This is a genomic window from Aporhodopirellula aestuarii (genome assembly GCF_023701485.1).
Taxonomy (GTDB): Bacteria; Planctomycetota; Planctomycetia; order Pirellulales; family Pirellulaceae; genus Rhodopirellula; species Rhodopirellula aestuarii.
Window position 1 is genome coordinate 41,507 of sequence record NZ_JAMQBK010000097.1, and the last position, 21,736, is coordinate 63,242.

A 21,736-nucleotide genomic window follows, 5' to 3' on the forward strand; every position below is an offset into this window, starting at 1 on the left:
ATTGTCGTTATACCGAATCACTTCTGTGTACGTGATTAGGCCCCCTTCGTTCGATCTCAATCGAATCGCATCACGGGAATGTGATCAGCACGGGATTGGATAACAGTCCGGTCGTGCAGGTTTTGTTTTTGGAAATCTCTCCGGTGCAAAACACCATGACCAATCCGAAGACTCGTATGACAGCGACGTTGCCGAGAGAGCGAACCGCGTACTTTCGGTGGATGTACATCGACGCTTTGTTCCATGGCTGGATCATCACCCGCAACTGATCATGACCACGCGATCGAAGATCACGCGCGGCAAATGACAGGACACGCGTGTAGATACCGCCACCACGCGCTTGCTTGGAAACATAAGCACAATAAATGAGTGCCTGATCCTTTTCCAACTGGATTTGGAATCCCAGATCGGCTTCGTTAAACCGCTCGATGCCCCCCCAAACACCACCGAGGGTGAGCCCGGGATCGTCGTTTCGGGAGATGGAATAACCCAAATGATTCCGAGTCGTTTCCACAGGAACGGAGTTCCAGGTCGTCTCGCGGAGTTCAGCAACCGCGACCGGATCATCGACACAGCGGAGCACAAAGTCTTCCGGCGGCAGCTTGTCGAGAACTTCGCAAAGCTTGGGCAGATCCAGCTCGAGCACCGTGCCAACGGAAAAGCGAAAGATCCATGCGGGAACGATCCGATTGAAAATGATTTCAGCCGAATGAATGATTCCGTGGCTCTTTATTTTCCGAAGAACCGACATATTCCGAAGCCATTTATCGCGAGAGAGTACACGGTGCCAAAGAAATACCGGGACAGGACACCGCCAAAGAATAGGTGACGAATTGACGCCTGTCTAACTCGACAGAGGGAGATTTCGGCCGCAACTGCCGACGTCGTCTCCTTATAACGGATCCCATTTCCAAGGCCTCCACGCCTTGCGACATCCTTCCTGCGTCCGGTCCAAAGTACAGTACATCCCGCGTTTCCGGATGGGCTGCGCCGGTTCGCTGCTAATGAAATCCCGCAGTAATTCAATCGACGCTCCGAGCGACCCACGATCGCTCATGAGCCGTCTATTGAACCAGCGTTACAGTTTTCCCGGTTGCCGGTTTGAGTTCGATGGACTTGATCAACGTCGTTCCAGTTGGGACTTGGATACGCACATGAATGATCTTCGCTTCAACGGGAAGCTTGGCTTGGATCGTTTGCCATTGATCCGATTTTTCCACGGCGACATTCACGCGGTTGGCCGCCGCGAAATCCTTGTCCGCTGAACTGCGCCAGGAGAGGCCGATCTGACCGGACGCTTCAGTCTTCAAAACCATGCTGATTGAAACAGGGCCGACCAGACTCAAACCATTTCTGGCAATGAATGGAGTTTGCTTGCCACCAGGCTTTGGCGGTGCTATCTGCAAGCCCTCGCTGGTGTCTTTCATTGTGCCGCCGCGAATGATCCATCGAGACGCGATGTTCTTTGGTTTTGATTCAGATTTCGGCTGATACTTCTCACGCAAAGGGGGCGCCGGTTTGCCCTCGAGATAAAAGTCGAAGTAGTCGTTCGCCGGCGCAGACATGGCACCGTAAGCCAGCCCCGGTGGATCAAGCTGACTTGCCCACCGTGACAATCTTTCCCGCAGCCGATCAGCGATCTCGGGATGCTGGTCCAACAGATTGTTCTGCTCTTCGAGGTCACTCTTCAGGTTGTACAGATACTCACGCTCACCGCCCCGCAATAGCTTCCAGTCGCCTTCCCGGATCGCAGATTGGGCAACCCAACGCCACGCGAGAAACTCATGGGGAGCACCTTCCTTTCTACCGCTGAGAAACGGAATCAAATTGACGCCGTCGAGGTCGCCGGGTTTCGATTCGACCTTCGCGAGTTCGGCAACCGTTGCTGCCACGTCGAGCGCGCTTATCGGGTGATCGAACACTTGACCTGCCGAAATCGTCCCAGGCCAAGAGATCACGAATGGAACATGCATCCCACCTTCGGACAGCATTCCTTTTTCACCGTTAAGTGGGTCGTTCAAAGAACCGTCCCAACCGGGGCCGCCACCCGGCGCGTCGAGCTTGTGAATCTTTAGCGGCGCGCCATTGTCGCCGATATAAAAGATCAGCGTCTTTTCGGTCAGATTGTGCTTCGCCAGCGTTTCAGTGATCAATCCTACTCCATCATCTACCGCGGAGAGCATGGCCAACGCTTGCCGACGTCGCTCAGGCATTTTGCTCGGAAATCGGTCGAGATACTTCCGCGGAGCGTCCAATGGGACGTGTGGAGCTCGATAGGCGACGTATAAAAAGAATGGGTCGTCTTGATAACGATCGATGATGGCCGCTGCTGCTTGGCTACAAGCATCGATGTGATAGGCCTTGGGTGGAACAATCCCCATTTCGCGATCTTTCCCATTCAACTCAATGTTGGCCGCGAATTTCCCGCCGTTATTCTGATTAAAGACATGCTTGAACCCATGTTCGGTGATTTCTTCTCCTCTGCCCAAGTGCCATTTGCCAAACTGGGCCGTGACGTATCCCGCTGACTGAAGTCGCTCAGCGATCGTTGTTTCGTTGTCAAAGCCTACGAGCGAAGAGCCATTCGCTTCGACACCGAATTTGGATTGGAACTTTCCGACCAGCAATCCGGCGCGGGAGGGGATGCACTGTGGCGCGGTGCTGTAGCCATGCCGGGCGAGCACACCGTTTTTAGCCAATGCGTCCACATTGGGCGTTTTGATGTCGTCGAGCACACCCTGGCACGACAGATCAGCGTGACCATGGTCGTCGGTATAAAAAACGATGATGTTAGGCCGATCGTCGCTCGCTCCGACAGCTGAATGCGACAGCGTGATGAGCGAGATGAGTAAAGATCGGAAAACAATCGATTTTGCTGTGACCGCAGCCGAAGATGACTTCATGTTGACTTTCGCTTGAGAGTGGTTCATTACTTGACAGCGTTTTGTGCGAAATACACGATCTCGTTCGGCAGGAAAATGCCAAGCAAATCAATTTCAATTGGCGGTTTCGCGAATGTAGATTTCATGGATCGGGATTTGATCCGTACCGACGGCCTCAAATGTTGCGTATTGAGTTGCCGTTGTTTGACCCGCCGAAGTCACCGTGACGTCCTGCGGAGTATGCCAGTTGGTGGTACTGAACGTGACCGACTGCCGATTCAACGTCAGACCAACTGATCCACTGCGTTGAGGAAAATTGATAACGACCGGGCGTTTGGGAGCTGTTGCCAGCCGAATTGAGAACGATGATGTCTCGCCTTTCGGCACTTCAACGTAACGCCCAGGATGCCCCACCAAAATTCGTTGATCGGACGCGTTCTCGAGGCCCGGTCTGTCTTCGTTGATAGTCACATTAATTGAGTCCAGTTGTTGCTTCAGCTCAGCAGTAAGTTCGGGACGGGTGTCACTGACATCCCGCTGTTCACTGAAGTCAGTGCGGACATCAACCAGACGGTCGGTGAATTGCTTGTCGCCGCGATTGCTGATCGCAGTAATCGACTTGCCGCGATCGTGCAGCACAAAGGGTCGAGGTGATGTCGCACCGGGAAGCCCTGTCAGGAACGGCCACACGTCGTAACCGTCCATACTGCGATCGCTTGGTACCGAAGCGCCCGCGAGTCCGGCGAAAGTTTTCCACCAGTCCAAACCGGTGACGGGCTCATTGGAAACCGTGCCGGCGGCCAGCACGCCCGGGTAGCGAATGATGGCAGGGACGCGGGTACTGCCTTCAAAATCCTGGAACTTCGACCCGCGAAAAGGGTATCCCGTTCCTGAGATTCCTGGAATGCCGTCTCTCGCTTTCGGATGATTCGACCAGGGACCATTGTCGGACGTGAAAATCACGAGGGTGTCATCGGTGATTCCAGCTTGATCAAGTGTTCGAAGTAACTGCTCGACACGAAAGTCCAGCTCGTGCACGACGTCGTGATACGCGCTGGATATCTCGATCGTGTCCGTCGTTCCGTCACCCTTGAGATAAGTGCGTTTCCCCAGCAGCTTATCGACGCTGCCCACGAAATCAGGATGAGCCACATTGGGATAGTGTGGCTGGTGACATGCAAAATACACGAAGAACGGATCATCGCGATCGCGTGACATGAACTCCGACGCATCCTGAACCAATCGTAATAGTTCGGTGGCGCGATCTCCTGTCGCGGGTTGATAGTGGTCAAAGCCGTGGTTGGTGGGGGCATGCTGATCGCCATGCCCCAAATGCCATTTTCCAAACACGGCGGTTTCGTAACCGACGCTTTTGAGCATCTCAGGGATGGTGATCTCGCGAGACGGCAATCCCGCTGAGTTGTGTTTGCTGATGATGCCGCCCAGCATGAATCGAGCCGGCGTCCGTCCGGTCAGCAGTCCCAAGCGGGAGGGTGAACAAACCGACGACGGGGAGTGATAGCAAGTTAGTTTGATGCCCTGCTTCGCAAATCTATCCAGACATGGCGTGATCGAAACCCACTTGCCATCTACGATCCCTAATGCTTGGTTCGGACCCGCGTAAGCACTCACTTCAGGAAAGGGCATCGGAGCTTCACCGTCGGCGATGTCACCCGGATACGAGTAGCCACCGATGTCGTTGTAAGCGAGATCATCCACGTAGATCAATAGAATATTGGGCCGCGTTTCGGCGGCATCAACCGCCGATGACGACAGCCAAAGCGACGCAAGACAGAGAGTGAGGAGCTTGTTCAATTGGATACTCGAGATAAAGTGGATTTGCGAGGTCGTTTGAGGTTGTACTTCGATTCTTTGGGGACACCCCGGGATGGCGCCACTCGCTTCGGAAACCCTTCGGCGAGTCGAGCTTTCGTATTTGCCATGTTTGGATCGCTAGCCAGATTGGTGAACTCGTTGGGATCGTTTTTCAAATCGTATAGTTCCTCAAAGCCATCGTGATATCGGATGAATCGATAGCGATGATCCGACACGGCATGCGAAGGTTCCGCGGCGAAGATATACGAGGTCAACGAGAGTCGGCCGTGTTTCGTTGATGGATTCTTGATCTGCGGAACAAGCGAATGACCATCGCACTGTGGCGGTATCGGCAATCCAGCCAGTTCACATAGAGTCGGATAGACGTCGGTCAGCGTCGCCGGTTGTCGCGTGCTTTGGCCATCGGCACTTTGACCGGGAACATGGATGAACAACGGAACGCGTGTGGTCTGATCCCAGAGACAGAATTTTTCCCAATTCTCTTTTTCACCAATGTGAAAACCGTGGTCGCTCCACAACACGACGATCGTGTTATCTTTCAGCGGTGAAGCGTCAAGTGCGTCGAGCAAACGCCCAAGTTGGTGGTCGGTATAGCTGATGCTGGCTAGGTAGCCTTGCATCATCTTTTCCCATTGCCTGTTCTTCACGACCCAGCGGTGCCACGGTTGACGCTGGGGCGGCCGCGAATCATCAAGGTCGTTCTCGGCGACTTCGGGAAGATTGATCGATTCCAGTGGATGCATATCGAAGTACTTCTGCGGCACCTCAAACGGGATGTGTGGTCGAAACAGACCGACGGCCAAGAACAAAGGCTTGTCGTGTGGCTTGGCAAGTTGCTCGCTCGCCCAGTCGACCACCATGTGATCCCCGGTTTCCTCATCGGGAACTAATAGCGGTTGGGCTCCGAAAAGGTGCCGGGGGCCGAGCGGGCGGCCCGGTGTCAAACCGGCTTCGGCATCGGGAACCAACTGGGGCCGCGGCCAGTCTTGGGAAATCGGGTCCAACGGATCACCACGATATTCATCCCACGCATCCGGATCGTTTTGCGAATCGCCCGGCGACCATTGCAACGTATGGAAAACTTTCCCACCCCCGGCAGCGTGATAACCGTGATCACGAAAATGCTGCGATAAGACAACGGCATCTTTCAGCGCAGGTGATTCGTCCCGCCAGCGTGGTCCATGAGCTCCGAACAGATTCTTGTAGATGCCCGAGGTCACCGGGTGCACCCCCGTCATCATCGCGACGCGAGACGCGTGGCAAACCGGCGCGGCGCAATGAGCGTTGGCAAAACTCACGCTTCGTCTAGCCAGCCGATCAAAGTTCGGAGTCTTGACTCCGGGAAGATTGTCTAGCGGAGTAATGTAGTCGTTCAGATCATCGACAGCGATGAACAAGATATTGGGCTTCGTTTGGCTGGACGACTGCCCATCGGCCAACGCCAAGATTGGCGCTGCCGACATGAACAACACGGCGACGAAAATTCGCGACATATGGTATCTTTCGTTTGTTAATCTTCGATTGAAAAGTCGATCACGCTGACCACCGTACCGTTCTGGCCGATCACCGAGATCGTTTGACCGTGTTGCCAACGGGAGCGATCGACGACGAAGCGACTGTCTTTGCACCAACTTTCGATGGGCCCATCAAGCCTGGTGAGCGTTCCATGTCCAGCATTGCTCGCACGGTACAATCCGCTTTCGGCGACGACCAGCAATTGCCGAGGGACTGCGACCAACTCTCCGAGAGTCAACCCTTCACCACGATTCCAATCTCCCGTCTGGATATTGCGTTGGGCGGTCAGGGCACGTCCGTTTGGGCCGCGCATTAAAATGTGAATACCACCGGTATCATCCACCGTCATCGACCCACCATTGGTGTACGTCGAACCGGGTGGTATTTCCAACACCACAATTCCGGGTGAATCGGCAGTGATATGTTTGGAACCGCGTTCCGCGATCGTCTCGCCCGCGTTGTTTTTCCACATTCGACCGTGGTCGTCACTGTACGCGTAACAGAGGTCATGACACGTGCGGGCATCGGGTGTGTCCCTCCAGCACCATGTGAGATGCCGGCGACCTTCGTGGACAACCATCGTGTGCGGGTAGGCATTGACCGTTCCGTTGCCACCGGACCAGTGTTTGTCGATCAGCTTGCTGGAGCCTGCATCATTGACGACCCAGCGTCCGGCTTGATACTCAAAGAAATGCGAATCCGCGTTGCCTGAACCTCCATTGAGTCGCAAATACAGCGACATTCGATCGCCGTCTCGAACGAAATTCGGGTACGTGACGGATGCGATGCTGGGGCCACCCAAGTTGTCTTGGACGGCACCAAACATGTCGTCTGACCAAGTGAACCCTGCGGGTTTGTTCGCGAGGCCCCGTCGACTGCACCGATAGTGCAACGTGGACACGTGATGATCGAATGCCAGATGAATGACGCCGTCACTTGAAATGCCCATTGCCACCTTTTCATGTCCGTCTCCAAATCCGCGAGCGATCGGTCCTCCTTTGCCGCGATTGGTGTCAGAAGTGCGTTGGTAGCCGCTTAGTGAGACGCATTGCCAATCGCCCTGCGGTAGTTCGCGACGGGCGACCGACACTTGCCTATTCGCGTCCCAAAAGGCGGCGTACTGCCACCCCAGATACGTCTGCAACGCTCCAGGTCCAAAATTCCAACTGGCACCTCGTTTGACGATCGTCTTGGGCATTCCTGTTTCAGTAACAGTCGACACACGGTATCGAGTGCCTGCCGGTGAAGCCTGCGAAGGGGAGTCGCCAAAAACATCGCTGCGTGACATCGAGGGGCAAGCCAGGACGATCAGGCCGAGGAAGATAGACAAACAGTGATTCATTCCGTGTCAAGCTCCGGTTCTAAGGGATGTCTGTATCTCAATGATGGTTCGATCAGCTTTGTGAACTTTTTTGGTTTCGAATGATCTGCGTCAGGGACTAACGATTTCAAGTAGCCGCTGATCGAGTTGCTTCACCGTGTCAGCGTTTCCTGGAAGTTCGGCAATGTTCTCAGTCGCGACGTCAGACCGAGAATGATCATATAACTCTCTCGCAATCACCTCGCCGTTTTTCCGTTGCCATCTCGTGTATCGCCAGTTGCCGCTGCGGATCGAATAACCCATGACGCCGCCGCGAGGATACTGGCTTAGTGCCGCTTGCTTGCCGGGCAGTGACGGATCAGCGAACAGCGGCAACAGGCTCTCGCCTTGGCATGCTTTCGGAATCATCAGTCCGCACCACTGAGCCAGCGTCGGGTAGATGTCGATGTATTCCACCAATGCCCGTGATCGCGTTCCGCTCGGAATACCCGAACCGCTGAAAATCAGGGGGACGCGAGTATCCAATTCAAAGTTGGTGTGCTTGCACCAGTCGCCGTATTCACCGAGTTTCCATCCGTGGTCGCTCCAGAACACGATGATTGTGTTTTCACGAAGGCCCTGCCGGTCAACTTCCTCGAGCACTCGGCCAACTTGGGCGTCGATGTAGGACACACACGCACGATACGCGTGGATCAACGTACGAGTCTGTTCGTCGGACAGATCCTCTTTGGCGGGAATGCCGGCATAAGCTCGCAGTTCACCCCAACTGGTGGTGGCTTGGTCTGCGGCACCGCGGGGCGGTGTTCGCGCGGGGATCTCAATCTCAGCCGGATCATACATGTTCCAATACTTCCTGGGAGCGACGAAAGGCAGGTGAGGCTTTTTGAAACCAACCGCCAAGAAGAACGGGCGATCGTCTTTCTGACGAAGTTGCTCAATTGCGTTGTCAGCGATCACACCATCCGAATAGGTACTGTCCGTGACATCCGCGTTCTCGAACGCTGGCCCTTTGATGAACTGTCGAAGTTCCTTGCCTTTTAACTTTCGCTTCTTCGCTTCCTTGGTTTTTTCGGCGATCACGGCAGACGTCTTCGGCCCCGCGTACGGGGGCGTCGAGCAAGGATCGACCACATCCCAAAACGCCTTGTCGTCCTGGCCGTGGTGGTAGATTTTCCCGAGAGAGACGGTTCGATAGCCGTTTTCTTTGAAAAACCGTGGCATCGACATCGCGTCGGGAAGAGCCTCGTTCAAAGGATGGTCGAGGTCGAAGACTCCGGTCGAATCAGGACGCATACCGGTCATCAGGCTAATGCGTGAAGGCGCACAAACAGCCTGCTGGCAGTATGCCTGTTCAAACAGAAGTCCCTGCCGAGCGAAGGAATCCAGATTTGGCGTGTTCATGTACTCGGCGCCGTAACAACCAAGCTCGACTCGTAAATCATCGACGCCGATGAAGAGAATGTTTTTCCGTGGCGATTGAGCAGTCGCAACCGAGGCGAAAAGAAGAAGGGCGGTCGCAACAAGGAAAGAGGGTTTCATGATGGTTTCGCAAGAAGGAAGTGGGATAGTCGTGGATCGCTGCGTCGATCCTACGCATAAAAAACGTGGGATGGCGGGCCGATCCCTCGAGTGACCAAACGATGCTATTCCAATGTGCCGATTTCTTCGGCTGTTAGACGTTTGTTGAATACGAGAACGTCGTCGATGACGCCTTTTAGAAACGCGGGTCCTTCGGAAAGACCGGTGTAGTATCGCAGGGGTCCGTCGGTGTAACCGAGCGTTGTTGTGCCTCGGTTTGCAGCGAGCCCGTGAAATGGTCTGGCCCCGACCTTCTTGCCGTTGACAAATGCGGTCAAGGTCTTGTTGCTACTTTCGACGGCGGCCGCGACAACAAAATACTCAGCGGGTCGCTTGCGCTTCGCATCCGCCTGCGGTTCGACTGGGCTACTCACAATGCTGCGTTCGACTTCGTTATCGACGGTGTTCCAGTTAGCAACATGGATCTTGCCGGATGACACGTAGATCGAGAGCCCGCTGTCGGCTCCGCCTTCCTTGTAGATGACTTGACGCCGCTTCACGTCATCAAGTGTGAAACGGGCCATGACTGTCCGTGAACTCACCGCCTCACTGTTCTCGACCTTCGTATCAAAGCCTTTCGTTCCATCGAACTCACATTTGCTGATCGGTCGATCGAGGAACCTCCACTCATGGACAAATTCCTCCTGTGGAAACCCCTTTGGTTGGACGTCGACATGGAACTGCTTGACCGTCGTCGAACCACCCCCTTTAAAAATCTCATTTCCAAGCTCAAATCCACCGAGAAACGTTGCGTCGCTGATATGCCCTTTCTCTTTGACGATATTCAGTGGAACCAAGAAGTCGATCGTGCCTTCGTGGACCGGACGCTGAGCAATGAATGAATTGACCACCGTGGCGCCCTTGGGGAATTCACCAATGAACAAGTCCCATTTCACGCCGCCGAATTCGTAAGTCCCCTGATGGTTCTTGGCACCAATTGGAGTTTGGTTCGCGTGATCGAACCATAGCATTATTTCCGTTCGCATTGAGTGATCGTTGTTTGTTGGTTGATCTCCTAACCAAACGTCAACAGTCAGATTGCCTTTGGCTTTTCGGAATGCTGCTTCGTCGATCTTTAACTTGTAGTGAATGTCACAGGCTCGCAAATCCCTAACGCGAATCGGCAATTTGGTTGTCGTGGATTCTCGCTTCTCTTTCCACATTCGATCTCCATAACCATAGTACGGAAAGATGGGGAGCGAAAACTCCTCAGAGATGGACCAGTCGTACGCAATTGGCACCAGCGGCTTGGACTTCGAATACCGCAGATTGAACGTGAACTCAGGAACTGCATCCTTCATCGCACGGGCACCCCACAAATTTGTGTGCACGATGTACTCATCGCTGAAATAGGAGTAGTCGCGGATGCCGTTCTGCGTGATTGTGTGAGACTCAAGTCTCGCTGAGTCTGCCTCGGTCTTCTTCGTCGCTAGCTCCGCGAAGCCACCCGGTAGATCGTTAACATAGTTGACGAGTTCTAATCGCAACTTGCGAAGTGTTTCCGCATGAGCAGGATCGCCTGCCAAGTTGTGAAGCTCGCCCGGATCGTTTGCGAGATCGTACAACTGGTCGCGATCAAAGTAGCCGGGGTAGGCCCCGGTCGATGTGGCCTCGGCATGGCCGCCACCCGGAATCGCCGTTAAGTGGCTGAAGGGTTTCGAAGGGTCTTCTGTCACGATCGGTAAATGCATGCGGCGACGCTCGGCGTTCCAATCCGCGAGTACTTTTGCACGCTCGTCCAGGGTCATGGTTTCCACATGCTCGGGATAGCGGATTGCCATGTATTTCCAGTTGTCTTTGCGGATTGCGCGGGCATAACCCAGTTCAAAGTAGAGCACGCGTCCCGGTTCCTGCGGTGTGCCGTTTAGATAGGGAAGAAAACTTTCGCCGTCGAATTTGACATGGGAATCATCCGCACGGGCGATATCCAAAATCGTCGGAGCAAAGTCAACGATCGACACCAGCGCATCGCTTTGGGGACCGACCGGAAAGCCGCCCTTTTTCCAGACGATACTCGGATTATGCACACCACCTTGATACAGCGTGCCCTTAGCGCCTTGTCCATGGTCGCTGCAGAAGAAGAACACCGTATCGTTTAGTTGGCCTGTTGCCTCCAGTTTGTCAAACAGCGAGCCAACGGCATCGTCAAGCCACAGCATATTGGCCGTGTCGTCGTTGACAGGGAAACCGGCCTGGATCAATCGATCCGGAATCGTATCGCGAGCGGGCAGCGTGTCGGGTGCCTTGTCCAAATAGCCAATCGCCGTGACTCTCGGATCGGCGTTCCAGGACCTCTTCGCCGTAGTCGGTCCATGGGGAACGGTCGTGGCAAAGTAGAGGAAGAACGGCTTGTCACGGGGCTGGCCGATGAAATCGACCCCGCCCTCGGTGATCCAATCCATGTTTTGCACGGCCACGTCGTGCAGCCCCAGGAAGTCGGGATTGTTGTGGTAAACACGGTCAACGTAATCAAAACCGGTTTCGCCAATCGCCTGACACACGCGATCATGATTCGCCTTTAACTGCGATTCATTTGCCGGGTCTTTGGCGCTCGCATCGAAGTCGGGAAACCTTTTCAGCCCGGCCACTTCGACCACGTGGTTCTTCCCGACCATGCCCGTGGTGTATCCGGCTCTTTTCAACAAACCCGGCAGCGTCGTGTCACTCTTAATGATGTGTGTGTTGAACCCAACAACCGACTGCCCTTCCTTTTTGGTAATCGATTTGAACCACGCGTTATTGGCGCGGCTGGCATAGTTTCCCGTCAGCACGTTGTAGCGACTCGGTGTGCAGACGGGTGAACAGACATGCTGTTCGGTCATCACCGTTCCTTCGCGGGTCAGGCGGTCGATGTTCGGCGTCAGGTTCTTGCCTTTGCCCTCAGGCAGGCAGTTGAAGTGTCTCGGCAGCATGTCGTCGGCGATGAAGAAAACAATGTTCGGCCGTCGCCCGTCGTCTGCCATCAGCATGCCTGCCTGCAGAAAAGCCATGCAGAGCACGATAAAAACACGTCGCTCGATTTTCATGTTAGTTTTCCTGCGCGATGCCGCGTTCCTGGAAGATACGTTCAAAGTTGGCGACGACGTCTTTGTGTTCTGGATTGCTGGCGAGGTTGACAGTTTCAAGCGGATTGTTTTCATAGTCGTAAGCTCATTGGCAACCATCGGGCCGGATCGTTCGCCGCCGTAGTAGTCCATTTCGATCCATTTGATATAGCGGTAGCGTTTGTCGCGGAGCGTGTAGCCCATCTTGTTAGGATTGCGGGGATACTGTTCCAACGCTGCTTCGTGCACCATCGCGTCAGGATCGTCAAGGATTGGCTGCAGCGAAAGGCCCTCGACACTTTCGGGGACGGGAAGTCCGACCAGTTCGCAGAGCGTTGGGAAAATATCAACAAACTCGGATGGTGAATCCGTTTTGACTCCCGTCGCCTTCTGTCTCGGCGCGGCAATGATTAGCGGCGAACGGACGGCCTGCTCGTAGTTGGTGTGTTTGCAGAACATGCCGTGATCGCCCAGATGCCAACCGTGATCGCCCCACAGCACAACGATCGTATTGTCAGCCAGTCCCAGTTCATCAAGCTGGTCGAGTACCTTGCCGATTTGTGCATCGATATAGCTCACACAGGCACGGTAACCATGTATTAACTCTCTCTGCATCTCCTGCGGGATTGGGGTTGGGCTGGCCGGAACCCCGGAATAGTGGCGCAGTTCCCACGAGGGCTGACCAGCGAAATCCGGTGCGTTCGCAGGTGCGTGCTGGAAAGGTGCCAGTTCAATCTTCGATCGATCATACAGGTCCCAATATTTCTTTGGCGCCACGAACGGGAGATGCGGCTTGGCCATGCCCACCGCAAGAAAGAAAGGCTTGTCGCCCTCGGCCAGCTTCTTCATCTGGTCCATCGCGCAGATGGCAAAAATCCCATCGTCGTAAGCCTCATCCGGAAGATCCAGGCACTCGACCGTCGGCTTGGACAGCGGAAACTTTTCCCGAGCGGCGGCATAAGCTTCCTTGTCCTGCTCGGTGATACCGTTCACTTTCAACCAAGCATTGAACGCCTTGACTTGCCTTTGCACCTCCGGATCCTGATATCCGGATACAGGTCTCTTGATTCCTTTGGGAGAATACTCACGGGGCGCATGTTGCAGGAACGGCTGCGTCCACGACGGGGCGTCGAAGGATTTGTCGACGCTGCGCGGATCGTAAATCTTCCCCGTCCCTGTGGTTTCGTAACCGTGCCGACGGAGATATTCAGGCAGCGTGAGCGTGTGGGGGTTCGCCTTGCGCATTTGCGTCTTGAGATCGTAGACCTTCGTGGTATCGGCGTAGGTGCCCGTCATCAGACTGGCCCGCGAGGGTGCGCAGACCGATTGCTGGCAGGAAGCGTTCAGAAACACCGTACCGCGCTGGGCCAGCGAATCGATGTTGGGCGTCAGAACATCCGTGTCGCCGTAGCACCCGAGCATCGGTTTCAGGTCATCAACTGCGATGAACAAGACGTTAGGTTTTTCGCCAGCACTGGCTTGTACCGTCGAGAGCATCAGCAGTAATGCAATCGCTGCGTATCTGTTTTTCATCATTAGGTAACTAGAGGGTGAGTGAAAGATCATCTCTTGAACCATTGTTTGCGTAACACACGCCAAAATTTCAACTTCAGGATTTTCTTGCGATATCGCTGGGCGTGCCGATAGTAAAACCATTTGCATTCGGTCAACTCTCCGGCCATCGCGACTACTTCTTTGGTTTGCCTGTGGCTGACGTGCCGACAATCGCAGCCTGATGCTGCTTGAAACCCGTCGCATCACGTTTGGCGATCAGTTGCGCCCGCATCATCGTCACCACCGAGGCATACTCTGGATTTCCTGCCTGATTGGTGAATTCACCCGGATCTTTTTGCAGGTCGTACAGTTCCAACCCTTTCTCGCCAAAACCCCACTGCGTAAACCGCCATTGTGGTGTGCGAATCGATTCCCCGCCGCTGCGGCTGATAGTAAATGCTTGGTCCTTCTTCCAGGAAGACGATTCGGTATCAACCAGAAGTGGTTTCAAGCTGGTTCCCTGAAGCGTGTCCGGAGCGGTAAGGCTGGCCAGTTCGGCCAGAGTCGGATAAAGGTCGACGAGTTCCGTGATTTTTGTGGTGCCACGGCCGTGCTGATCATTAAGCCACGGCACGCTGATGATAAACGGCACTCGTGTGGCCTCCTCGAACAAGTGCTGCTTCTGAAATTTGTGGTGATGGCCCAAAAGGTAGCCGTGATCACTGGTGAATACGACAATCGTATTATCCGCCAACCCCCTTTCTTCCAAAGCATCCAAGACGCGTCCGACCTGTGCGTCCATAAAGGAAATGCTGGCGTAGTAGGCCTGTAACAGTCCTTTGTGCAGCTCTGGCGTGATGCCGTACGTCGTGCTGTTTCGTTTGTAATTGCGGATGATCCCCGGCACGTCGTCCAGGTCATTCTCCGGCACCAACGGTGTTTCCATTTCCTCTCGACTGTATAGGTCGAAATACTTTTTCGGAGCGACGAGCGGCACGTGTGGTCTCACGAATCCCACGGCTAGAAAAAACGGTTTGTGTTTTACTCGGTCGAGTATCTCGATGGCTCGATCCGCTGCCATCCCGTCGGCGTGATCGCTGTCGCCGCCGGATGCAACAACACCAACAAAGGCCTGTGACCCTTTGTCTTTTGGCGACCAGTTTGTCAGTTCTCCAGCAGCGTTATGCTCCGGAGCTTTGATGTTGATCGCTTCGTCCCATGAGAAGGGATCATCGCTTTCCGCTGTTCCGTCAATGATCTCAAATGGAATCCGCATGTGATAAATCTTGCTGACTCGTCCCGCGTAGTAGCCGTTATTGCGAAAAGTCTGCGACAACGTGACCACATTCGGCATATTGCCTCGCAAGGTGCCCTCATTGCCCAGCGTCAAATTTGAATACGGATAAAGGCCGGACATGATCGAAGCACGCGACGCACCACAAACCGGATACTGACAGTGCATATTCTCAAACTTGACGCCGCGTTCCGCCAGGCGATCGAGATTCGGTGTTTTGCATTGTTTGTGCCCGAAACCACTCAGAGCGGTATTCAGGTCATCGGCAATCAGGAACAAAACGTTCGGCATTTCAGCATCTGCCGGTGATTGCGGAATCACCGCTGATGCGACCATGGCAAGCGCAATCAGACAGGTCGTTTTCATCGTTCGATTCTCATATAGTGAGTTGCAGGCATATCAAGTTCATTATGACAGGTCAATCATCCTACGGTTGAGGCTTCGATCGTGTGGTGTGGTTCCGCATTATCTCTGGCAATGAAAAATCTTTTAGCAGTTGCGGCGGTCCGCTGAGTGACTGGTCGTCATTGACTTCTTTCATCCGTTTGACCACCAGATTACGAAGTTCTTCCAGTTTGCCACGATGCCCAGGCGACGTGGCCAAGTTGGTTTTCTCAAACGGATCGCTTTCCAGGTCGTAGAGTTCTTCTGCGGGATTGCTGTGATAGTCGCGCAAGAATGCTGCCGCCTTCGGGTCGGTTTTTGCTGCGTCGATGTACGATTGCCAGTGGTGGCCAGCGTGTGCCCAGTGACCGTCGATACGCGGAACTTCCTTGGCCCAAACGTCCGTGTGGGTGGTGTAAGCGAACTCGGGGTGCAGGTTGCGGATGTATTTCCATTTGCCCACGCGGACGCTGCGAATCGGGTAGACGTTCTTGTCATTATCGCCTTTATGCGTTGCGTAGATCACGTCGCGATGCTGGTCGGTTTTGCCAAACAGCACATTGGCGAACGAACGACCGTCGATGTCTGAGGGCGACGCTCCGCCAGCCAGGTCGACCAGCGTCGGCATCAGGTCAATCCAGCTGACCATCGCATCGGTCGATGAATTCGGCGTAATCTTGCCCGGCCAAACAGCAATCAACGGTGTGCGGATTCCTGTTTCGTACAGTGACCATTTCGCAAACGGCCACGGCATCCCATGATCGGACGTGTAAACGACCAAAGTGTTGTTCACATCCAGGTGTTTGGCGATCAATCCTCGAGTTTGCCCAACGCGGCGATCGATGTCCTCGGCTCCTTCGACGTATCGCGTCATTTCCACTCGCGCTTCGTACGTGTCGAAAATCTTCGGAGGAATGACGACGTCTTCGGGAGCGATTCTCGCCTCTTCCTTCGGCGGCCATGCGGTGTGCGTGTCGGTCCAGCCAAGAAACAGTGCCAGCGGTGGCGCGTCTTTGGGGCGTCGCTTGAGAAATGATTCCACCTGATCCAGCGTCATGGTTTCTTGCAAACCGCCACCGCCGAGTATTTTGACACCGTCGGGCACGTACTGGCCGAAGTGTTTCCGCCCGGCGTGGCCAACTTTGCCGTGGAAGACAACTTCGTAGCCTTGTTGCAGTAGCGTTGGCAGCAGCGAACGGACACCGGGCTTGAGTTCAAATTCGTGGTTGCCGACGATGCCGTTGCTGTAAGGCATTCGCCCCGTAAACAGTGCCGCACGACTGGGCGCGCAAGCCGGCGAGGCGACATATGCATTGTCGAATCGAATTCCATCATTAGCCATTTGCTGCAAGTTGTGCGTTTGAAACTCACTCGCTCCATAAACGGATGAGTGGTAGACACCATGATCGTCCGCAATGGTGATCACGAAGTTGGGTGGTTTCGCGACGCAGATGGTCGCATGGATGATCAAGCTGAAGAGCATCAGCGGAATTAGAGATCGTCGTTGGGAAATCAGATTCATGGAATTCAGTTTGGTTGTGGTTGGTTGAGTGTTCCAGCGGGACGTGCGTTGGTCGAAATTTCGGCATCGCGTTTCGCAGCTTCCGCCTTTAGTCGTGCTGCGATTTCGGGATGTTTTTCCCGGACGTCGGTCGTTTCGTAGGGATCCGCGTCGAGGTCATAGAGCGCGGTTTCGAATTCGCCGACCGGACGGGTTCGATGGTTCGTTGGACGATTGTCGTATCGCTTGGGCGGTTGGTCGCCGGACCCCAAGAACAGTTTCCATTTGCCCTGCCGGATAGCATCTAGTCGCACAGTTTGGCTCCATCCGTAATACAGGTGGGTGTCGCGTACCGGAGCGGGATTGGGGGCAAACAACAAACTTGAAATGTCCGATCCATCTATCGGTCGTGCCGGATCGAGGTTCGCCGATGCCAAGCTCGCGACCGTTGGCAAAATATCGATGGTGCCTGTGATCTGACCACAGGTGGTTCCTGGCGGGATTCTTCCCGGCCAGCTCATCACCGTGGGGACGCGAACACCGCCCTCGTGAGTGCTTCCTTTGACGCCTCGCAACTTTCCAGCGGGATGATGGGCGGGGCCGTTGTCGGATGTGAAAATGACCAGTGTGTTTTCGGCAAGTCCCAGACGGTCGATCGCGTCGTTGATCTGCCCCACCGACCAATCAATCTCTTCGATCGCGTCGCCCAAGATTCCCATCGTGCTTTTGCCTTTGAAATCCTCAGACGCAAACAAAGGCGTGTGAATCATTGGATGCGGCAAGTAGACGAAGAATGGTTCGTCTTGATGATCGGTGATGAAACGGATGGCCCGCTCGGTAAATCGCTTGGTGAATTGCGATTGGTCGGGTTCGGTTTCGGCAATCTTTTCGTTCTCATAAAGGGGCAGCGGTGGAGCTTTTCCCTGCATGTAGTCGTCCGTCATGTTGTTGCTGTACGGAATGCCGAAGTACGTGTCGAATCCTTGCTGATTGGGGAGGAATTCGGTTTGATGTCCGAGGTGCCACTTTCCAATGCAGGCCGTTGCATAACCTTTGGTTTTCAATAAATTGGCGAGGTTTGTCTCGTCTGGGTTCAGCCCGGTATCAGAAGTGGGCTGCAATACCGACGGCATGGAAAGGCGTGCGTGATAGCATCCCGTTAGCAGGCTTGCCCGCGACATCGTGCAAACGGGGCTGGCATAGAACTGCGTGAACTTTCGTCCTCGCTGGGCCATCGATTCGAGGTGCGGCGTGCGAAGCACTTCGTTGCCAAACGGAGCGATGTCGCCGTACCCCATGTCATCGATGAAAATCAAGACGATGTTCGGCGGTTCGCTGGCCTGGACAGACGGAGTGCCGACTAACAACACCCCTAGTAACAAGAGGTAAAGGATTCTTAGCTTGTCGTGGACCGCTCCGCGATCCTGCGTTGGATCGGCGGAGCGATCCACGACACTTATTCGTCGCCGGTTGCTTGGGATCGCAGTTCGCATGGTCGGATCAACGGGAGAAGTCATTCCCATGGATGGTTCTCAATATGGTTGGAATAGTGAACTAAGTGAACGATTCTATCGCTCTGGGATCTTCGACGAGATTCAATGCGGCCAATCGCCGATCTAGCCAACAGACAAACCACGCAGGACATGACCATGCCGCCAGCGAATAGCGATCGGATCTCCGGCGGCGAGATAGGCATTGTCGAATCGAATTCCGTCATGAGCCATTTGCTGCAAGTTGTGCGTTTGAAACTCACTCGCTCCATAAACGGAGGAGTGGTACACACCGTGATCGTCCGCAATGGTGATCACGAAGTTGGGTGGTTTCGCCACGCTGATCGTTGCCTGGATTATCAAGCTGGAAATCGTCAGCAGAAGCGACAAGTTTCGTCGAACGGTTAAATTCATCAGGTTCACTTTTTAAAATCACGCCTGTCGCCGTTGATGTTTACGTTCAAACACTGCGATCAGCGCGTTCGACGTGGCACTGTAAGTTTCTCGTGGAGTAAGATTATTCCGCGGGCTGTTTCGCGTGAAGCGTTACCGGACCGAGCAAGCCTGAGGGAAGCAAATGATCGCTCTGTTTCCAGTGCAAGTGAACGACAAAGGTTTTCCGCGGCGTGTCCACTGGCATGGGCTTTCCGCCAATCAACCACGGTGGCCACGGATATTCCCAACGCGGAAATCGTTCATCCCCGATCAGGCGGTTCACCCAAAGATTGGTGACTTCGATTTCAAGAGTGTTGCTCCCCGCTTTGGCATCCTGGGTCACATCAATTTGAAACGGTGGTTTCCACAGCATTCCAATCGCTTTCCCATTGAGAGTGACGTTAGCGATGACCTCTACCTGACCGAGGTCCAAGACGATATCAGATTCGATGGACGCCAATTCGAACGAAGTCCGATAGGTTGCTGCCCCAGAGTAGTATTTGACGTACGCGTTACCGCTCTCATGCCAAGACTGCAATGAATCAACGGAGATCGGATCTTTCGGACCCCACTTAAGATCAAAGCTGATCATCCAATCATTCAGGGTTTGCAGCGTTTTGATTTTCGCTTTGGGTGTCGACCGTTTCTTTTCCGTCGTCGGCTTCCGGAATACGACAAACAACGATTCAAGTGGCGAAAGCGTCAGACGGACCTCGGTCCGGCCATCATTTGTCAACCTCCAGTTGGGTGCTTCGGCGACGTCTCCCGTCATTGGATCCCAAAGTTCTGGTCGCTTGCCGGTGACGCGAAAGGTTGCGACGATCTCCGCTGTTTTGTCTTGTTGATTGGCGATGAAGTAGAAATCGTCCGCGTCGATTCGGTGCCGATTAAAGATGACCGACTCAGGAAGCTCGCAATCGGCTACCACTGCCGCTGCTGCAGCGGCGAATTCACTCGGTGCTTTAATCAAGCCCGTGTTCCAGTATCGCTTTGTCAGCGTTTGAATTTCCTGATCCGCCCGAGCATGGTCCTGCAACGACGGGGAGCGTTGCGGTTTGGGAGCAAAAATGATAGCGCCCTGATCGGCGAGCGTTCCTAAAGTCGTAACGTGCTTAACCGTCATTAGATCAGCTCGTTTGAGGAGCAACATTTTATAACGCGTGTCCAGCAGTTCGCCGTCATACGTCACTCGGATGTCACCCACGTCATCGACAGACAGGTGGTCGAGTGAATTCATGCCACCCAGATCGAATTTCAATCCCGGCAGCTCTTTCATGTCCGATCTTTCCGTTCGGCCCAAAAAGTTATTAAACCCTCGCTCATCGCCATAGAGAGCCAGCACATCGGCCTGGTAGGTTCCCGTTTGCATCAGGAATTGACAACGTGCAATCGAATCCATCCACGCACGCGATTTCATGAACCAAGTGTTGTTGCGATGGAAATTGCCACCAAAACGCCCCATCGACATGCCTGGCAACACGTCGTCGTGAAACGGTTGATGGGCAAAGGTGTGGAAGTAGTAACGGTTGACCCCTTGAGCCATGGCCCAGTCACCATCTTTCTTCAGCGTGTAGGGGTGAGCCGTCCAATCGCCTTCCATGCTGGTGAAAGACTCGGCACCGACGACGTGCCGACCTGTAAGATGAGCAGCCGAGGGAACGACTTGGTTGGTCCATTGCCACAAATTGCGAACGGGGCCTTGCCAGAATTCAGTCATCGGCAAATCGGCGATCTGCGCCGTGATGGTGGCGTCGAACGATCCGCTTCCATACGGCTCGATTGCCAATTTCATTCCATGGTCATGACATTTTTCGGCGAAGTAGCCGAAGTAGTTTTCGTGCATCAACTCGGCCACCGTCTTGCGTAAATCCCACAAGACCCGTTCGGTGGTGGCAGAATCTTCGAGGACGCGACCCGAAAGACAGACGAGGTAGGGAGTGATGTTGTAACCGCGGCGGGCCGCGAATTCATCGGCCATCGCGTCCGTCCAGTTCTGCATGCCGACCTCATAACTATCGATCAAAATCGTGGTGAAGGCTGACGCTCCTTCGGTATCGGCAATAACATTCTCAAGCAATGCATCCCAATGAGCGTCTGCGGCTGCTCGACTAAGTTTGTCGATTTCCAAACCGATGCCGCCTCGCGACGCCGGCTTGGTCATTGCTCGAGTCGACGTATAACCCACTCGCATGATGATCCAATCGTCGTCGGGCGGACTCCAGTTGAGCTGGCCCGATTGATTCATTTTGCTGGTCAGATCGACGATGGAATCAAGCCGGATGGTCGCTCCAGCGGGGGCGTCGCGACGATCAAACGCGAAGTCTTCCGCCTTGGCATCCGAGACCAGGAGTGCTTTATCTTCCCAGTTCTTGATTTGATACGTCGCGTTCGCCGGTGCGGGATACGCCAACACCGCGATGTCGCGATAGAAACCGTTCGCCTTTCCCTTGGCACCTGTCTGTTGCGATGCGCGAAGATCGGGAAGCGCCAATTGAATGGTACGTTTGTGTTGATCGATCGGCGCAGCAACTGTCGTTTCGCTCCACACAAGCGTCTTCATCGAGTGCTCTGGCGTAACCCAAGGCCCGCCACTGCTGGACCATCCCGACGCATTGTTGAAACCGGCGTCCAGTCCCAATCGTTTGGCTTCTGAAAACGCAAACTTCACCAGCTCGTGATACTTCGGCGAGTTGTAAACAATCGGACCGGCGGGCATGCCGACCCCAACATCAAATTGCTGGTAGCCGCCGAGACCGACGGCTTTCATCGCTTCGAGATCCTTCGTGATGCCCGCCTTGGATACATGCCCATTCATCCAGTGCCACCACGTGTAGGGCCGTGCTGAGTTGGGAGGATTCCGGAACGATACTTCGATGGGGGTCTGCGCGTTGGCGGAGGAACTCGCGACCAAGTGAATCACAAAGATCGTCGCGAGCAGAAAAATTCTTTTAAGCATGAAACG

The 21,736-nt window shown here is 54.4% G+C and carries 12 protein-coding genes; all 12 read right to left on the reverse strand.

What is annotated here, in order from left to right; genetic code table 11:
- Nucleotides 1–70: 70 nt before the first annotated feature.
- Nucleotides 71–751, reverse strand: a complete 681-nt coding sequence (locus NB063_RS29345) for a GNAT family N-acetyltransferase (protein ID WP_250932837.1) — start codon at nt 749–751, stop codon at nt 71–73.
- A 313-nt stretch (nt 752–1,064) separates the two neighbouring features.
- On the reverse strand, nt 1,065–2,930 hold the full coding sequence (locus tag NB063_RS29350; protein ID WP_250932839.1) for a sulfatase family protein: 1,866 nt from the start codon (nt 2,928–2,930) through the stop codon (nt 1,065–1,067).
- A gap of 66 nt (nt 2,931–2,996) precedes the next feature.
- Nucleotides 2,997–4,697, reverse strand: coding sequence for a sulfatase-like hydrolase/transferase (locus NB063_RS29355; RefSeq protein WP_250932840.1), 1,701 nt, complete (start codon nt 4,695–4,697; stop codon nt 2,997–2,999).
- Nucleotides 4,694–6,211: a sulfatase gene (locus tag NB063_RS29360; protein ID WP_250932841.1), complete on the reverse strand. Its 1,518-nt coding sequence runs from the start codon at nt 6,209–6,211 to the stop codon at nt 4,694–4,696. The genes NB063_RS29355 and NB063_RS29360 overlap by 4 nt, the downstream gene beginning before the upstream one ends.
- A gap of 17 nt (nt 6,212–6,228) precedes the next feature.
- Complete coding sequence (locus tag NB063_RS29365; protein ID WP_250932843.1) at nt 6,229–7,431, reverse strand: BNR repeat-containing protein; 1,203 nt, start codon at nt 7,429–7,431, stop codon at nt 6,229–6,231.
- 234 nt (nt 7,432–7,665) lie between these two features.
- On the reverse strand, nt 7,666–9,093 hold the full coding sequence (locus tag NB063_RS29370; protein WP_250932845.1) for a sulfatase: 1,428 nt from the start codon (nt 9,091–9,093) through the stop codon (nt 7,666–7,668).
- A 104-nt stretch (nt 9,094–9,197) separates the two neighbouring features.
- Nucleotides 9,198–13,712, reverse strand: a complete 4,515-nt coding sequence (locus tag NB063_RS29375; RefSeq protein WP_250932849.1) for a sulfatase-like hydrolase/transferase — start codon at nt 13,710–13,712, stop codon at nt 9,198–9,200.
- A gap of 151 nt (nt 13,713–13,863) precedes the next feature.
- Nucleotides 13,864–15,330 carry a sulfatase gene (locus tag NB063_RS29380; RefSeq protein WP_250932852.1) on the reverse strand — a complete coding sequence of 489 codons (1,467 nt, stop codon included), beginning with the start codon at nt 15,328–15,330 and terminating at the stop codon, nt 13,864–13,866.
- Between the two features lie 61 nt (nt 15,331–15,391).
- Complete coding sequence (locus NB063_RS29385) at nt 15,392–16,870, reverse strand: sulfatase family protein (RefSeq protein ID WP_250932854.1); 1,479 nt, start codon at nt 16,868–16,870, stop codon at nt 15,392–15,394.
- Nucleotides 16,871–16,875: 5 nt separating this feature from the next.
- Nucleotides 16,876–18,372, reverse strand: a complete 1,497-nt coding sequence (locus NB063_RS29390) for a sulfatase family protein (protein ID WP_250932856.1) — start codon at nt 18,370–18,372, stop codon at nt 16,876–16,878.
- A gap of 93 nt (nt 18,373–18,465) precedes the next feature.
- The gene (locus NB063_RS29395) at nt 18,466–18,753 is read right to left on the reverse strand and encodes a hypothetical protein (RefSeq protein WP_250932858.1); all 288 of its coding nucleotides are present in this window, start codon (nt 18,751–18,753) and stop codon (nt 18,466–18,468) included.
- A 103-nt stretch (nt 18,754–18,856) separates the two neighbouring features.
- Nucleotides 18,857–21,730, reverse strand: a complete 2,874-nt coding sequence (locus tag NB063_RS29400) for a glycosyl hydrolase (protein WP_250932860.1) — start codon at nt 21,728–21,730, stop codon at nt 18,857–18,859.
- Nucleotides 21,731–21,736: the final 6 nt, after the last annotated feature.

What these genes read in the sequence shown, in the direction of transcription:
- NB063_RS29345 (WP_250932837.1), bottom strand. Translation starts at nt 751, where the DNA reads ATGTCGGTTCTTCGGAAAATAAAGAGCCACGGAATCATTCATTCGGCT.
- NB063_RS29350 (WP_250932839.1), bottom strand. Translation starts at nt 2,930, where the DNA reads ATGAACCACTCTCAAGCGAAAGTCAACATGAAGTCATCTTCGGCTGCG.
- NB063_RS29360 (WP_250932841.1), bottom strand. Translation starts at nt 6,211, where the DNA reads ATGTCGCGAATTTTCGTCGCCGTGTTGTTCATGTCGGCAGCGCCAATC.
- NB063_RS29365 (WP_250932843.1), bottom strand. Translation starts at nt 7,431, where the DNA reads ATGCCCAAGACGATCGTCAAACGAGGTGCCAGTTGGAATTTTGGACCT.
- NB063_RS29370 (WP_250932845.1), bottom strand. Translation starts at nt 9,093, where the DNA reads ATGAAACCCTCTTTCCTTGTTGCGACCGCCCTTCTTCTTTTCGCCTCG.
- NB063_RS29375 (WP_250932849.1), bottom strand. Translation starts at nt 13,712, where the DNA reads ATGATGAAAAACAGATACGCAGCGATTGCATTACTGCTGATGCTCTCG.
- NB063_RS29380 (WP_250932852.1), bottom strand. Translation starts at nt 15,330, where the DNA reads ATGAAAACGACCTGTCTGATTGCGCTTGCCATGGTCGCATCAGCGGTG.
- NB063_RS29385 (WP_250932854.1), bottom strand. Translation starts at nt 16,870, where the DNA reads ATGAATCTGATTTCCCAACGACGATCTCTAATTCCGCTGATGCTCTTC.
- NB063_RS29390 (WP_250932856.1), bottom strand. Translation starts at nt 18,372, where the DNA reads ATGGGAATGACTTCTCCCGTTGATCCGACCATGCGAACTGCGATCCCA.
- NB063_RS29395 (WP_250932858.1), bottom strand. Translation starts at nt 18,753, where the DNA reads ATGAATTTAACCGTTCGACGAAACTTGTCGCTTCTGCTGACGATTTCC.
- NB063_RS29400 (WP_250932860.1), bottom strand. Translation starts at nt 21,730, where the DNA reads ATGCTTAAAAGAATTTTTCTGCTCGCGACGATCTTTGTGATTCACTTG.